Origin of the sequence: Pseudohongiella acticola (assembly GCF_001758195.1) — a bacterium.
GTDB classification, from domain to species: Bacteria; Pseudomonadota; Gammaproteobacteria; order Pseudomonadales; family Pseudohongiellaceae; genus Pseudohongiella; species Pseudohongiella acticola.
On record NZ_MASR01000001.1, the window covers coordinates 2,699,619 to 2,715,859 of the forward strand.

Here is a 16,241-nt window from a genome sequence, read left to right on the forward strand (position 1 = left end):
GACGGGTGCCTCAATCGAACAGGTCTGCCCATGAATAGAATTGCATTGCTCAGTCAGCGGCTGGCGAATCAGATTGCCGCCGGCGAAGTCGTCGAGCGGCCGGCATCTGTGGTCAAAGAACTGCTGGAGAACAGTGTTGACGCAGGCGCTGTCCGTATTGATGTCGAGGTCGAGCAGGGCGGCAGCAAGCTGATCCGCATACGCGACGATGGTCAAGGCATTAACAAGGAAGACCTGGCGCTTGCGTTGAGTCGCCACGCGACCAGTAAAATTGCTGACCTGGATGATCTGGAGAATATCGCCAGTCTCGGTTTCCGGGGCGAAGCGCTGGCCAGTATCAGCTCGGTTTCGCGACTTTTGCTGGCGTCCCGTTCCGCCGATGCGGTTGACAGTGGTGGCTGGCAGGTAGAAGCCGCTGGTCAGGAAATGACGCCGACGCTGGCACCGGCGGCGCATCCGCAAGGCACCACCGTTGAAGTGCGCGATCTGTTTTTTAATACCCCTGCGCGTAAGAAATTCCTGCGTACCGAGAATACAGAGTTCGGTCGCATCGACGAGGTTGTCAAGCGGCTGGCGCTGAGCCGGTTTGAGCTTGGGTTCTCGCTACGGCACAATCAGCGTACGGTGCATCAGCTGCAGCCAGCACAGTCGATACAGGAAAAGCAGCGGCGCATAGGGCTTGTCTGCGGCCCTGCATTTCTGGAACACGCTGTCTATATTGATATTGAGGCATCTGGCCTGCGTCTGTGGGGCTGGGTGTGCCTGCCAACGTTTTCACGCAGTCAGCCTGACCTGCAATATTTCTACGTCAATGGCCGTGTCATCCGGGACAAGCTGGTGTCGCATGCGGTCAAGCAGGCCTATCGCGATGTTCTGTTCCATGGCCGCCATCCAGCCTTCGTGCTTTATCTGGAACTGCAGCCGGCACTGGTTGACGTCAATGTGCACCCGACCAAGCATGAAGTCCGTTTCCGCGATCAGAGACTGGTACACGACTTTCTGTTTCGCTCACTGCACAAGGCGCTGGCCGATGTGCGCCCGGCGGATCACATGGAGTCACCTTCTGCCACAACCGGCATGACGGAGACGAATGCGACTGCTGAGTCTCCGGTGCAGCAGGTGCCGCTAGGCCTGCGCCTTGACGAGAATACCGGTGAACTGTACGCCCCGGCCGATGACAGGCCTTTGTCTTACCCCGGCGGGGCAGGTTTGGCCAGTGCCGCTGGCTCGGGAAGCTCGGGCGGTGATCGTGGCCACTGGGGCGGTGCGCCGTCTGTGACAAGCCTTGCAGATCAAAGTGCACTCTATCAGCAGCTCAGTGCAGATGCGGAAATACCCCCACTGGGATACGCGCTGGCGCAATTGCACGGCGTTTATATCCTCGCGCAGAACCAGCATGGTCTGATTGTGGTCGACATGCATGCGGCGCACGAGCGCATTACTTATGAGCACATGAAAAGTGCCAGCGACAGCCAGAGTATCAAAGCACAGCCATTGCTGGTGCCCATTTCCATTGCGGTCAGTCAGGCGGAAGCGGATTGCGCCGATGCGCAGGCGAGCGAGCTGGCCATGCTGGGCTTTGACATTGCCCGGGTTGCGGATGAGTCGGTCATCGTGCGGCAGGTGCCGAGTATTCTTGCCCGGGCCGACATTGAACAGCTGGTGCGCGATGTGCTGGCAGATGTTCGGGAGCATGGGCGTAGCGAGCGCATCAGTGCGTATCGGGATGAGTTGTTGTCGACAATGGCCTGTCACGGTTCAGTACGCGCCAACCGGCAACTGAGTATTGCAGAGATGAATGCGCTGTTGCGCGACATGGAGCGCACTGAACGTAGCGGTCAGTGTAACCACGGACGACCCACCTGGGTTTATCAAAGCATGGCAGACCTCGATAAGTTATTCCTTCGAGGGCAGTGATGATCTTTCTGTCGCTTGATAGCAAAGGATTAAAGGCAGGATCGCGAGTGACACAGGCAACGGGATTTGCGTCATGGAACTAAACGCTCAGCAATGCCCGGCGATCTGCCTGATGGGTCCGACGGCGTCGGGCAAGACCGCACTGGCCATTGACTTGGTGCAGCGTCTGCCGTTTGACATCATCAATGTTGATTCCGCGCAAATATACAAGGATATGAATGTTGGTACGGGTAAACCCGACGCCGACACGTTGCGGCGAGCGCCTCACCGGTTGATCGATTTTCTGGATCCATCGGAGTCCTATTCAGCGGCGCGTTTTCGTAGTGATGCCATTGCTGAAATGGCGGCCATTCGTGATCAGGGCCGCATCCCTCTGTTGGTCGGTGGCACCATGCTTTACTTCAAGGCCCTGCGTGATGGCCTGGCGGTCCTGCCGGAAGCCGACCCCGGAGTCCGGGCCGACATCAGTGCGCTGGCGCAACGCGAAGGCTGGCCCGCCGTGCATGCTCGCCTGGCCGAAGTCGACAGTGTTGCTGCGCAGCGCATTCACCCCAACGATCCGCAGCGACTGCAGCGGGCGCTTGAAGTATTCATGGTGACAGGCCGGTCGTTAACGTCGCTGCAGGCGCTTGACCAGAGTACCCGGAACCAAGTCGACAAGGCGTTGTCAGAAGATCTGATGTTTGTGTCAATCCAGCCGGTCGAGCGAAGCGTATTACATTGCAAGATCGAGCGCAGATTCCGGCAAATGCTGGATGAGGGTCTGGTTGACGAAGTGCGTGCCCTGCACCAGCGGGGTGACCTGCACCCGGGTCTGCCGTCGATCCGAAGCGTGGGTTACAGGCAGGTGTGGCAGTATCTGGACGGTGAAATCAGCTTTGATGCCATGGTGGAAAGAGGTATCATTGCCACACGACAGCTGGCTAAACGGCAGATGACCTGGTTACGAAGCTGGGATAGATTGCACAATTTCGACAGCGAAAGTCCGGAAACCCTGGCCCAGGTCTTGAAATTGATTCAGGCGGCCTCCATATAACGGCTCTACAGAGATAATTCCGGGTCGTTGGATTAGTAAGTTGCTGGACGGATCCATACTGCTTTTTAACGTTTATAGCTGAATTTTTTAAGGAGAATAGCAATGTCAAAAGGGCATTCCCTACAAGACCCTTTCCTGAATGTGTTACGTAAAGAGCGCATTCCGGTTTCCATCTATCTTGTCAGCGGCATCAAGCTGCAGGGGCAGATTGAGTCATTTGACCAGTTTGTCATTTTGTTGAAGAACGCTGTCAACCAGATGGTCTACAAGCACGCAATTTCCACTGTTGTTCCGGCGCGTACGGTGAAAATACCGACCACGAACGGCGGTGAATTCACTCACGAAGACGACGAGTCTGCACCAGGTAATATGGCCTGAATCGAGGACATGATTGTTTTTTGAACGTCCCGAGGGTGGAGAATCCTCAATTCTTGTTCACATAGATCTCGATTCTGAGCGCGAACAGGAAGATCCCGTAGAATTTGAAGAACTGGTGCGCTCATCCGGCGCCGAGCCGGTTGCTTTTATCAAAGGCAGCCGGAAATCGCCGGACGCACGGCTCTTTGTCGGCACCGGCAAACTGGCAGAAATCGCTGACGCTGTGCGTGAACATGAAGCTCAGCTGGTGCTTTTTAACCATTCCCTGTCCCCCAGCCAGGAAAGAAACCTGGAGAAAGAGCTCAAGTGCCGGGTGCTCGATCGCACCGGGTTGATTCTGGATATCTTCGCCCAGCGCGCCCGCACCTACGAAGGCAAGCTTCAGGTTGAACTGGCCATGTTGCAGCATACAGCGACCCGCCTCAAGCGTGGCTGGACGCATCTGGACCGGCAAAAGGGCGGTGTCAATCTTCGTGGCGCGGGCGAAACCCAGCTGGAAATGGATCAGCGGATGATTCGGCAGCGCATCAAGAATATCAATAAAAGCCTGGCCAAAGTGCGGGCTCAGCGCGAACAGGGGCGGCGCTCCCGAAAACGTGCAGAGACACCGGTGATCTCGCTGGTCGGCTACACCAACGCGGGCAAGTCATCGGTTTTTAATACCCTCACCAGTGCCGGCATTTATGCCGCAGACCAGCTGTTTGCTACGCTGGACGCAACGCTGCGCCGCATCCAGCTGCCTTCCTTTGGCGAGGCTGTACTGGTAGATACAGTCGGCTTTATCAGTCACCTGCCGCACAAGCTGGTGCAGGCCTTCAGGGCCACACTGGAAGAAACCGTGCAGGCAAACCTGCTGCTGCATGTCGTGGATGTGGCCAATGAAGCGCATGATTACTACATTGAACAGGTCAATGAAGTGCTGACAGAGATTGGTGCCGACGATATCCCCTGTCTTCAGGTCCTTAACAAGATCGATCTGGCGCAAGGCTTTCAGCCCCGGGTAGATCGGGGCGAAGACGGTATGCCGACCCGGGTCTGGGTATCGGCCAGGACCGGCGCCGGCATGGACCTGCTGCTGGCCGCAATCAGTGAAATGCTGGGCGAAGATGTCGTCCAGCAGGCGTTGACGATTGGTCCGGATGAGGGGCGGTTGCGGGCAAGACTGTATGCGCGCGGTGCGGTGGCCACGGAAAGTACTGATGAAAATGGCAGACTGGTGCTGCAGATCAAGCTGCCCCGGCTGGATTTTGAGCGCCTGCTGCAGGAAGAACGACTGCCCTGAGATCTGTAACGCTATCACCAGCTCCCGGCAAGCCGTACAATGTCAGGCCGGTCTGCCGACAGACCTCGCATGCTTGTCTGAAAAGCTGGGTTAATGCGTAATAATTCGTTAAAATCATCCGGCATTCGCTGGGTACGGAGTAAACGATGGCTTGGAATGAACCTGGAAATAACGGTAAAGACAAAGACCCCTGGGGCAGTGGCGGCGGGGGTGGTCGACGTGGTGATGACCAGGGCCCACCTGACATTGATGAGCTGATCAAAAACCTGGGCAAGAAATTCAACGGCCTGTTTGGTGGCAAAGGTGGCAGCGGTTCATCCGGCAGCGGCAGCGGCGGCGGTGCGGGTGCATCAGCGGGTCTGCTGGGTGGTCTCGTCGTGCTGGCCGTTGTGGTCTGGGCGGCAATGGGCTTTTACACGGTCGACGAAGCCGAGCGAGGCGTTGTTCTGCGTTTCGGTGAATTACGCGATGAAGTGGTCATGCCAGGCCTGCGCTGGAATCCACCGTTGATAGATGATGTCCAGAAAGTCAACGTTTCTCGTGTTAATACAAGATCTTACTCCAATGACATGCTGACCACCGATGAAAACATCGTCACAGTGTCCTTGTCGGTGCAATACATTGTGCAGGACCCAGTTCAATATGTGGTGCGTGTTCGCGATCCGCAAAGTGGTCTTGACCAGGCCGTTGAGTCGGCCATTCGCCACGTCGTTGGCGGCACTACCATGGATCGTGTGCTGACACAGGGGCGTGCCGATGTGGCTGCCGAAGTACGTGAACGCGCGCAAAGCTACATGGAAAACTACCAGACCGGTATCATGGTAACGCAGGTGAACGTCGAAAACGCTCAGCCGCCAGTCGCAGTGCAGGGCGCCTTTGATGACGTCATCCGTGCACGTGAGGATGAACAGCGTGTGCAGAACCAGGCACTGGCCTACGCCAACCGGGTCATTCCGGAAGCACGTGGTGAAGCTCAGCGAATCATTGAGCAGGCAAATGCGTATCGCGATGAGGTGGTTGCCCGGGCAGAAGGTGAAGCCTATCGTTTTGAGCAACTGCTGACTGAATACCGGGTTTCCCCGGAAGTGACCCGGGAACGTATCTACATTGATGCCATTCAGGAAGTGCTGCGAAATTCTAGCAAGGTGTTGATCGACGTTGAAGGCGGCAACAACATGATGTTCCTGCCGCTGGACCGTATGATGCAGCAGGCGGGTACTGGTGCCATGGGCAACAACGTGACCAGTCTGCAGCTTAACAATCAGCAACTGCGAGAGCTTGCCGATCAGGTCAGCCGCGAACTTTCTGCCCAATCAACCACAGATCGGTCTCGTACGCAGATGCCGGCAAGGGGGCCTCGTTAAATGAAGAATTTTGTTGCAGGTGCAGTTTTATTCCTGATCGTGGTGGTCGGTGCCAACTCGGTCTTTGTTGTCAGTGAAACCGAGCGCGCAGTCATGCTGCAGTTCGGTAACATCGTGGAGACCGATATTCCTCCCGGTCTGCATTTCAAAGTGCCCTACGTGAACTCGGTGCGCAAGTTTGACGCCCGTATCCTGACCGTGGACGCAACGCCGCAACGCTACCTGACACTGGAGCAGAAGGCATTGCTGGTTGATTCCTATGCCATGTGGCGGATCATTGACGTTGAGCGTTTCTATACCGCCACCTCCGGTGATGAATCTCGCGCCAATGCGCTGCTGGCGCAACGTGTCAATGACGGTTTGCGTAACAAGTTTGGTGAACGCGATCTGCAGGAAGTGGTGTCTGGTCAGCGTGACGCATTGATGAATGAATTGACCACGGAGTTGAATACCTATGTGGCCAATGAATACGGCATCGAAGTCATTGATGTCCGGGTCAAGCGTATCGATCTGCCAGACGATGTTCGTTCGTCGGTGTATGAACGAATGACATCAGAGCGGCAGCGTGAGGCACAGCAATTGCGTTCGCGTGGTAACGAGCTGGCCATTGGTATCGAAGCTGACGCCGATCGTCAGGAAGCGGTTCTGTTGGTTGAGGCCTATCGGGATTCAGAGCGAATCCGCGGTGATGGTGATGCACAGGCGGCTGCTATTTACTCCGGGGCATACACTCAGGACGCGGAATTCTATTCGTTTACCCGTAGTCTGAACTCGTATCGCGATACTTTTGCCTCAAAAAGCGACGTCATGTTGCTGGATCCTGAAAGTGACTACTTCAAATACCTTCGCAGCGACGAGACCCAATAACAGGCAAAGCCGGCCTCTGGCCGGCCAGACCTGACGCAGGCAATACACAGAACCATGCTGGCAAGAACGGCGATCAGGTTCGAAAACAGATTCAGCACCAAAAAGATTAGGCAGGAAGGGATACATGACACGCGCTGACCGCTGGCTGCTGCCGGAAGGGGTTGAGGAGGTTTTGCCTCCGCAGGCCCACAGACTGGAAACCTTGCGTCGCGAGATCCTGGACCTGTACCGGGGCTGGGGCTATCAGATGGTGATCACGCCCATGATCGAGTATCTCGACTCGTTGTTGGTGGGGTCGTCACACGACCTGGACCTGCATACGTTCAAGATCACCGACCAGCTCAGCGGCCGCATGATGGGCGTGCGCGCCGACATCACCCCACAGGTAGCGCGCATTGATGCACGTAATCTGCATCGTGATGGACCGGCCCGGCTCTGTTACGCAGACAGCGTATTGCATACGCGGCCACAGGGTCTGTTGAGCTCGCGCGTGCCAATCAAGATAGGCGCTGAGCTGTTCGGGCATGCCGGTGTGGCCTGCGATACCGAACTGATCGTGCTGATGGCCGAAACCTTGCGTCTGGCGGGCATACGCCCGATCCACGTAGTGCTGGGTCATGTTGGCATTTTCCGCGCACTGGTGGCTGCCGCTGGCCTGAACGCCGACGCTGAAACCGAGCTGTTTGATCTGGTGCAACGCAAGGCGCACGCGGAAACAGATGCCTGGCTGGATGCCAAGGTGTCGGATGCCGGTATGCGGGAGCAGTTACGAGGTCTGTCGCAGCTTAGTGGCGGTGCCGAGGTCATGAATCAGGCAGAAGAACTGCTGCTAACTGCACCGGCACCGGTGCGCGGTGCTTTGAACGAACTAAGACAAATCAGTGATGCCGTTGGCAAGCGCATTCAGGATATCAGTCTGGGCTTTGACCTGTCAGAGCTGCGCGGCTATCAGTACCATACCGGCACCGTATTTGCTGCCTATACACCGATGCATGGTCGTGCCGTCGCCAAAGGCGGTCGGTACGACGAAATAGGTAAGGTTTTTGGTCGTGCGCGTCCGGCTTCCGGTTTCGATGCGGATCTGAAAATTCTTGCCCAATTAAGCAGTCGCGACTATCCGTCGCCCCGGGTTGTGCTGGCGCCGGATCAGGTTGACCCGGCACTGCAGACCCTGGTCGGGCAATTACGCGGTCGTGGCGAAATCGTTATTCAGCACCTGGGCACCGATGAGCCCGATGACAGACTGTTAAAGGAATTGCAGTGCACAGCGTGTATTGTGGCCGATGACACGCGTGGCTGGATTGTAGTCGACCGGTAGCGCAGAGCGGAACGAACGAATCTGGACAATCCGGTTTAAGCTAGCAAATTGGAAACTGGAAGCCAGAGAATCTAATAAAGTACATTTATTTCAGCACAGAGTATGGGGAACATGGGTAAGAGCGTTGTTGTTTTGGGCACCCAGTGGGGTGACGAAGGGAAGGGTAAGATTGTTGACCTGCTGACCGAGCAGGCGGCAGTCGTCACCCGTTTTCAGGGCGGCCACAATGCCGGGCATACTCTGGTCATCGGCGGCAAAAAGACCGTCTTGCACCTTATCCCCTCGGGTATTCTGCGTGAGGGTGTCACGTGCGTGATTGGCAACGGTGTCGTGGTCAGTCTGGAAGCACTGATGAAAGAGATCGGTGAGCTTGAGGCCCAGGGCATTCCGGTTCGTGAACGGCTCAAGATAAGTGGTGCCAGCCCGGTTATTCTGCCCTCACACGTGGCGCTGGATCAGGCCCGCGAAACCCGCCTTGGTGATGGCAAAAAGATCGGCACCACGGGCCGTGGTATTGGACCCGCGTACGAAGACAAAGTGGCTCGTCGCGGCATCCGCATGGGCGAATTGTTTAATCCGGAACACCTGGCGCTTCGTTTGCAGGAGGTAATGGAGTACCACAACTTCATGTTGACCAACTATTACAAAGTCGATGCGGTCGACTTTGAGTCAACGCTGGCCCAATGCCTGGCTTATGCGGAACAGGTGCGCCCTATGCTGGCCGATACCGTGGAGCTTGTGCATACACACCGAAAAGCAGGCGACAACCTGATGTTCGAAGGTGCCCAGGGTTCACTACTGGATATCGACCACGGCACCTATCCCTTTGTGACCTCGTCGAATACCACAGCCGGCGGCACCGCCACGGGCAGTGGTTATGGCCCCCTGTACCTGGACTATGTGCTGGGCATCACCAAAGCCTACACAACACGGGTTGGTTCTGGGCCGTTTCCGACCGAGCTGTTCGACGATGTGGGTGCACACCTGGCCAATGTGGGCATGGAAAAAGGCGCAACCACCGGCCGTGCGCGTCGCTGTGGCTGGTTCGATGCTGCAGCTGTTCGGCTGGCAATTCGCATCAACAGCGTGTCGGGCATCTGTCTGACAAAACTGGATGTGCTGGACGGTCTGGACACAATCAAGGTCTGCACGGGTTATGAAACACTGGCCGATGACGGTGACGGGGTCACTGCCTGCATGACAGTGGATCGGTACGAAAGACTGAAACCGGTGTACGTAGAATTGCCCGGCTGGACCGAATCCACCGCTGGCGTGCGCTCACTGGAAGAGCTGCCGGACAACGCACGGGCCTATATCCGTTACATTGAAGACATCATCGAAGCGCCGGTAGACATCATCTCAACCGGTCCTGATCGCGACGAGACGATCATTCTGCGGCATCCTTTCGGCAGTTAAAATCTGGACGGCCGCTGAATAAGTCTGGGATAGAACATGGATTTATTGGCCATTAACAGCTTTTTCCTGATTGGTGCCCTGCTGGTGGGGTTCAGCGTGTTATTTAGCGCTGTTTCCTCCCGGCTCGGTGTTCCGATCCTGTTGATCTTTCTGGGCGTCGGCATTCTTGCCGGTGAGGAAGGCATCGGCGGCATCCTCTTTAACGACTACTCTCTCGCTTTTTTTGCCAGCAATCTTGCCTTGGCCATCATTCTGTTTGATGGCGGTATGCGCACCCGCGTTGCCAGTTTCAAGGTCGCGCTGTGGCCTGCCTTGTCGATGGCGACATTTGGTGTCGTGATCACGGCCGGACTGACTGGTGTGGTCGCTGCCTGGTTATTCGGGCTCAGCCCGCTGCAGGGACTGCTGATTGGTGCCATTGTTGGTTCCACCGATGCGGCGGCTGTGTTCTCCCTGCTGGGCGGCAGACATATCAACGAACGGGTTCGTGCCACATTGGAAATCGAGTCCGGCAGCAACGATCCGATGGCGATCTTCCTGACCGTGACGCTGATCGATATTCTGGCGACGGCGCAGGGGGGGGGCGACAACTCGGCATTGGGGTTCATCGTCAGCCTCGTGCAACAGTTTGGCGTCGGCGTGTTGCTGGGTGGTGCTGGTGGATGGCTGTTGCTGCAGTTGATCAATCGCAGCACACTCGCCAATGGTCTGTATCCGTTGCTGGCCGTCAGTGGCGGTCTGTTCCTGTTTGCCCTGACTGCCTTTGCGGGCGGCAGTGGTTTCCTGGCGATCTACCTGTGTGGTGTGTTTCTTGGCAACAGACCTTTGCGCAGCCGCACCTCCATTCTCAGCGTGCTCGACGGGCTGGCCTGGCTGAGCCAGATCGGCATGTTCCTGGTGTTGGGATTGTTGCTGACGCCCAGTGAGTTGCTGCCCATTGCCGTTCCCGGTCTGTTATTGGCGCTGTGGATGATTCTGGTCGCTCGCCCGCTGGCGGTTTTTGTCAGTCTGGCACCGTTCAGCCGGTTCAAGATGCGTGAGCGCTGGTATCTGTCATGGCTCGGTCTGCGCGGTGCGGTTCCCATCATCCTTGCGGTATTCCCGGTCATGGCTGGATTGCCGGACTCACAACTGTACTTCAATCTGGCATTCTTTGTGGTGCTGGTGTCTCTGCTGGTGCAGGGAACCTCGATACCGTTTGTCACGCGCCTGGCAAAAGTGCAGGTGCCGTCGCAACCCATGCCGATCTCCCGGGCGGGCCTGGAGATTCATCACACCAGTGAATGGGAGCTGTTCGTCTACCGTCTGGGCGCCGAGAAATGGTGCATCGGCCGCGAGTTGCGACGACTCAAGATGCCCGACGGCACCCGCATTGCAGCCTTGTTCAGAGGGCGTGAACTGCTGCACCCAACGGGGAGCACGCGGCTATTGGCTGATGACATCCTTTGCATTATTGCCCATGAGCATGATCTGTCGGCCCTGGGGAAACTGTTCAGCGTGGCGCCGTCCAGTGGCATGGATGACTGGTTCTTTGGCGACTTCATACTTGATGCATCCGCCAGTATTGCCGATCTGGCACCGGTCTATGGTTTGCACCCCGACGTGTCTGTTATGGGCCTGAGTATCGGGGAGTTCCTGAACCAGCGCATGGGCGGCAAACCGGTGCTTGGCGATCAGCTGGAATGGCAGGGATTTATCTGGACCATCGCGGCCATTGAAGAAGGCAGCGTCAAACGCATTGGTCTGAAGCTGGCGCAATGAAACGCATGGCCCGGTTTCGTGTACACTGGCCCAATTTGGACAAAACTCACAACAACAACAGGAGAAAATAATGCCATTGTCGAACTTAGCCATCAATCTTCGTACTTGGGCGTTTGCCGGCGTCATGCTTGGTGCTGCCAGCGTTGCAGCGGCGCAGGGCGAACCCCCCAGTGAGCCGCCTGCTGACTGGGGGCCGGTGTCTGCTTCAATGTCTGAAATTCCGTATCCTTACCCGGTGGATTACATGCCGGTGACGCATTTCGGCCAGGACGGCCTGAAAGCGTATATGGATGTGGCGCCGACTGGCACAGCCAATGGCCAGGCGGTGATGTTGTTTCACGGTATGAATTTCGCCGGTATTGGTTTTGCGCCGACGATCGAAGCACTGGCCGCGGCAGGTTTCCGCGTCGTGGTCCCTGATCGTGTTGGTTATGGTCGTTCCTCAAAAATGGACATTCCCTATAACCTGCACATTTTTGCCTCCGATGCGAAAAAACTGCTGGATCATCTGGGCATTGAACAGAGCGCTATTGTTGGGCATTCCATGGGCGGGATGCTGGCGGCGCGATTCGCCATGACCTATCCTGATACCACCACGCATGTTGTTTTTGTAAACCAGATTGGCATGTCAGATTCACGCCCGGGTCGGCCGTGGCGGGATATTGAAGAGGCTGCCGAGAGCGTCAGGGAAAACACTACTTACCAGTCAATTCTTGCCAACCACATGCGTTACTACAATACCGAAATCAAACCCGAATACCTGGAGTTTGTGCGTTATCAATACGGCCAGACCCTGACTTCTGACTGGCCCCTGCTGGCACGTATCAGAGCCTGGCAGCAGGCGATTCTGTTTTTCGATCCGGTGGTATATGACTGGCAGCATATCGATACCAAAGCGCTGGTACTGGGCGGCGCAGACGACCGCCTGACGCGTGACTTTTCCGGCCAGGCCCGCAATCTGGCAGAAACCCTGCAGAACGCGGAGCTCAATCTGTATCCCGGAATCGGGCATAATCCGCATTTTGAGAACCCGGAACAGTACCATCGTGATCTGGTTGAATTTTTAAGCTCAGATCCGGATGAGCCAGCCAGCTCTGACTGGTAAGACTGGCCGACACCAGGCAATGCCAGCCCCGACTGATGAATTGGCATTGCCGGTAGCATAAGCGCTAAAATAGACCGATCGGCTGCTCGGTCGCACTATCGCCCTTTTGAGGGCGATAGTTTTTTACAATCAGTCATGTCACCGTGCCACAGACAGGAAGGACCTACATGTCAGAAGACTCATTCAAGGACAGCGCGCTTCGCTACCACTCAGAACCGACGCCGGGCAAACTTGCCATTCGGCCGACCAAACCACTTGCCAACAACAGGGATCTGTCGCGCGCCTACTCTCCGGGTGTGGCATTTGCCTGTGAGGCGATCGCCGAGGATGTCAATGAAGCGGCCAATCTGACCGCCCGAGGCAATCTTGTCGCCGTTATCACCAATGGCACAGCGGTGCTGGGCCTGGGCAATATCGGGCCACTTGCTGCCAAGCCGGTGATGGAAGGCAAGGCAGTGTTGTTCAAGAAGTTTGCCGACATTGACGTGTTTGATATTGAGATCAACGAAACTGATGTCGACAAACTGGTCGACATCATTGCATCGCTGGAACCTACGTTTGGCGGTATCAACCTGGAAGATATCAAGGCACCGGAGTGCTTTCTGGTAGAAAGACGTCTGCGCGATATCATGAACATTCCGGTGTTCCATGATGACCAGCATGGCACAGCCATTGTCGCTGCCGCTGCGGTCTACAATGGTCTGCGCATCGTCAACAAAAAGTTCGACGAAATCAAGCTGGTAGCATCCGGCGCTGGTGCGGCCAGTATCGCCTGCGTCGAATTGTTGATCAGCATGGGTGTGAAAAAAGAAAACGTGCGCATGCTGGATCGAAACGGTGTTATCTATCAGGGCCGCCAGCAAGGCATGAATCCATGGAAAGAGCAGTTTGCGGTGGATACGTCGGATCGTACCATCGAAGACGCCATTGTTGATGCTGACCTGTTTCTGGGGCTTTCAGGCCCGGGCGTGCTGAATGGTGCCATGGTCAAAACCATGGCGCGCGATCCGCTGATTCTGGCGATGTCGAACCCGATACCTGAGATTATGCCGGAAGAGGCGCGCGCCGCCAGACCTGATGCAATCCTGGCAACCGGTCGTTCCGATTATCCCAACCAGGTTAACAACGTTCTGTGTTTTCCGTTCATTTTCCGCGGCGCGCTGGACTGCGGTGCCACCCATATCAATGACGAAATGAAGCGTGCCTGTGTTCGTGCCATTGCTGATCTGGCGACGCGTGAAATATCCGAGACAGTGGCCAAGGCTTACATAGATGAGGAGCTCAAGTTTGGTCGCGAGTACCTCATCCCCAAGCCGTTTGATCCGCGGTTGATCGAAGAGGTGCCTTTGGCGGTTGTCAAAGCAGCCATGGCCAGTGGCGCCGCCACCCGGCAGATTGATGATCTGGACGCATATCGCAACAAACTCAGCGCCTACGTCAACAGCAGCCGTCTGTTTATGCAGCCGTCCATTGATCTGGCCGCTAAACATCCCGCGCGCATTGTCTACGCCGAAGGCGAAAATGAAGACGTGCTGCTGGCCATGCAGGCTGTGGTTGACGAAGGCGTGGCCAAACCGATTCTGATTGGTCGTCCACAGATCATCGATGCGAAAATCGAGAAAATGGGCTTGCGACTGGTGCCCGGCACCGATTTTGAGGTCTTCAACTCCGAAGAAGCCGATGTGCACAAAAAGTACTGGCAGTTTTACCATCAACATGTCGGCCGCTCCGGTGTGTCTGTGGATGCTGCCAGAACGACAGTGCACAGCAATACCACGGTACTGGCGGCACTGATGGTGGCCATGGGCGAAGCTGATGGCATGGTCTGTGGCAAGGTCGGTCGTTTTGACGCGCATCTGAAAGACATTCGACCCATTATTCGATCAACCAAACCGGGTGGCCGTCTGTCGTCTGTCTGCGTGTTGCTGATGGATGATGGTCCGCTGTTCCTGACTGATCCTTTTGTAAATGTTGACCCGGACGTCGATGATATCGTTGATATCGCCAAGGACGCGATTCGATTTGTCCAGCAATCTTTTGACATCGAGCCGGTGGTGGCACTGTTGTCACATTCCAATTTCGGTACCTATGAGGATGAATCGGCACTGAAAATGAAAACTGCTGCGCATCGCCTGCGTATGCAGATGCCGGAAGTACAGATTGATGGTGAAATGCACGCCCTGACTGCGCTGAACCCGGACCTGCGGGCCACGGTTTTTGAGGGTTCCACAATCAAGGGCCGCGCCAATGTACTGGTCATGCCTAACATGGACACGGCCAGCATTGCGCTTGGTCTGCTGCGCTCGTTTACCAATGGCCGTTTGATTGGTCCGTTCCTGTGCGGTCTGGAAAAACCAGCCCATATTCTGATTCCGTCGGTATCAGGTCGGGGTATTCTCAACCTCACTGCGCTGGCGTCGGCGGATATTTATCAGCACAAACAGAATCTATAGCTGTTGCCGGGTTCGTTAAGGCATGTCGATGCGCTGCGGTTGCCATGCTTTACGGTTCGGTGACGTTTCTGCTACGTAAATTTCGGGAGCAAACTGATGTCGGTGAGTAAGCCCGCAAGGGTCCTCATGGTTGGCGGTATGGCATTGCTGATGTCATTCAACGTTCTGGCACAGACTGCGTGGCGTGACCCTCACCCACAGCGACTGGATGGGTTCGTGGAGGGGCGGGAGTTTCTCTACAATAGTTCCAGCTTCATCAATCGATTCAGCTACCGGCAGTTATCGCAAGTGCCGGCGCCCGGTGAAGACGGGTTGTCTAGCACCGGTGGAAGTATCACCGGGGATGAACTGTACCTGGAAACCAGTCTGCAAAAAACACTGTTTTTTGATAATGATACAGTCGGTGTTATTGCGCGGGTGCAGCGCCGCGAAGATTTTGATGGGCGTTTTGATCGACAGTTACTCGGTGTGGTCAGGAAGTTCGGCGATCACTGGCAAGGTATCCTGTCGGCGGATGTGTCGGGCGACAAAGGCGAAATAGATTTTTATTATGAAGCAGCCTGGCAGCCGGATTCGTCGCAAAGATTACGATTGGCGCTGGTGCAGGTCGATCGTCTGTACAACAACAAAGGCAACAGCGATAACAAATACGAACGCACGCCGGTCACTCTGTTTGCACACTATCAGTATCAATCCGATAGGCATCTGGGGTTTGACCTGGCGGTTAATTATTCTCCCCATGCCCAATACGAAGACAGAGATGCATCACTTTACATACGCGGCGATCAGTTGCGAGTTGCAGGGTCGCTGACGCTGGGTGTGTCACGCCATTGGCGTTCGCAGTGGTCGTTCAAACTGGAGAACAGTAATCGTGATTTTCGTGCTCTGGCGCCGGCTGCCAGCGCCGGCCGTGATGCCTTCACTCGCCGAATGCGCAGTGCCACCTTTGCGTTAACGTCTGATGTTGCGGCCGAATATCATGCTGGTGTGCGTTATCTTACGCTGGATGAGCAGGGCTGGTTTGGCCAGAATCTGGCCAGTTCAGGCTTTCATCGCAGGGATGAGTTAATGTTGTTTGCCGGGCTGACCGTTTGGCGCCGGGACGCAAGCTGGTGGCAGCCAACGTTGACTGTTGGTGATATTGAAGTCGACAGGGAATTGTGGCAACGGCCTGCAGACAACCGTCAGGATGATGAATGGCAGGCCCGTCTGAGCCTGCCGTGGCGCTACGTCGTCAACCAGGAAAGCGGCGCTATTCTGACGCTTAATCCCACACTGGACTTGGATGCCATGAAGTTCGGCGGTGGCAATATCCAGCTGCACTGGCCGTTCTGAAACCGTATC

General features: G+C 56.0%; 11 protein-coding genes and 2 pseudogenes. All 13 read left to right on the top strand.

Translation table 11 applies throughout. The annotated features are described in order from the left end of the window. Positions 1 to 30: 30 nt before the first annotated feature. The 13 genes and pseudogenes from mutL (at position 31) to PHACT_RS11745 (ending at position 16,232) form a co-directional block, all read left to right on the top strand. Positions 31 to 1,917: a DNA mismatch repair endonuclease MutL gene (gene mutL, locus PHACT_RS11690; protein ID WP_070117929.1), complete on the top strand. Its 1,887-nt coding sequence runs from the start codon at positions 31 to 33 to the stop codon at positions 1,915 to 1,917. A 73-nt stretch (positions 1,918 to 1,990) separates the two neighbouring features. Next, on the top strand, positions 1,991 to 2,953 hold the full coding sequence (miaA, locus tag PHACT_RS11695; protein ID WP_070117930.1) for a tRNA (adenosine(37)-N6)-dimethylallyltransferase MiaA: 963 nt from the start codon (positions 1,991 to 1,993) through the stop codon (positions 2,951 to 2,953). A gap of 102 nt (positions 2,954 to 3,055) precedes the next feature. Beyond that, positions 3,056 to 3,331: an RNA chaperone Hfq gene (hfq, locus tag PHACT_RS11700; protein WP_070117931.1), complete on the top strand. Its 276-nt coding sequence runs from the start codon at positions 3,056 to 3,058 to the stop codon at positions 3,329 to 3,331. A 13-nt stretch (positions 3,332 to 3,344) separates the two neighbouring features. Beyond that, a complete protein-coding gene (hflX, locus tag PHACT_RS11705; protein ID WP_070117932.1) occupies positions 3,345 to 4,613 on the top strand; it encodes a ribosome rescue GTPase HflX in 1,269 nt (422 codons plus the stop codon). Between the two features lie 146 nt (positions 4,614 to 4,759). Next, positions 4,760 to 5,977 carry an FtsH protease activity modulator HflK gene (hflK, locus tag PHACT_RS11710; protein ID WP_070117933.1) on the top strand — a complete coding sequence of 406 codons (1,218 nt, stop codon included), beginning with the start codon at positions 4,760 to 4,762 and terminating at the stop codon, positions 5,975 to 5,977. Next, positions 5,978 to 6,844 carry a protease modulator HflC gene (gene hflC / locus PHACT_RS11715; protein ID WP_070117934.1) on the top strand — a complete coding sequence of 289 codons (867 nt, stop codon included), beginning with the start codon at positions 5,978 to 5,980 and terminating at the stop codon, positions 6,842 to 6,844. It begins immediately after the preceding gene. Between the two features lie 124 nt (positions 6,845 to 6,968). Continuing rightward, complete coding sequence (locus PHACT_RS11720; RefSeq protein WP_070117935.1) at positions 6,969 to 8,162, top strand: ATP phosphoribosyltransferase regulatory subunit; 1,194 nt, start codon at positions 6,969 to 6,971, stop codon at positions 8,160 to 8,162. Positions 8,163 to 8,273: 111 nt separating this feature from the next. Continuing rightward, the gene (locus tag PHACT_RS11725; RefSeq protein WP_070117936.1) at positions 8,274 to 9,578 is read left to right on the top strand and encodes an adenylosuccinate synthase; all 1,305 of its coding nucleotides are present in this window, start codon (positions 8,274 to 8,276) and stop codon (positions 9,576 to 9,578) included. 36 nt (positions 9,579 to 9,614) lie between these two features. Next, positions 9,615 to 11,339: a potassium/proton antiporter gene (locus PHACT_RS11730; protein ID WP_070117937.1), complete on the top strand. Its 1,725-nt coding sequence runs from the start codon at positions 9,615 to 9,617 to the stop codon at positions 11,337 to 11,339. A 70-nt stretch (positions 11,340 to 11,409) separates the two neighbouring features. Then, on the top strand, positions 11,410 to 12,444 hold the full coding sequence (locus tag PHACT_RS11735) for an alpha/beta fold hydrolase (protein ID WP_070117938.1): 1,035 nt from the start codon (positions 11,410 to 11,412) through the stop codon (positions 12,442 to 12,444). Between the two features lie 167 nt (positions 12,445 to 12,611). After that, positions 12,612 to 13,832 (top strand): annotated as a pseudogene (locus PHACT_RS16690) (malic enzyme-like NAD(P)-binding protein); the annotation flags it as partial. Positions 13,833 to 13,910: 78 nt separating this feature from the next. Next, positions 13,911 to 14,897, top strand: a pseudogene (locus PHACT_RS16695) (phosphate acyltransferase); the annotation flags it as partial. Positions 14,898 to 14,993: 96 nt separating this feature from the next. After that, positions 14,994 to 16,232 carry a hypothetical protein gene (locus tag PHACT_RS11745; protein ID WP_139141521.1) on the top strand — a complete coding sequence of 413 codons (1,239 nt, stop codon included), beginning with the start codon at positions 14,994 to 14,996 and terminating at the stop codon, positions 16,230 to 16,232. The last annotated feature ends 9 nt before the right edge of the window (positions 16,233 to 16,241 follow it).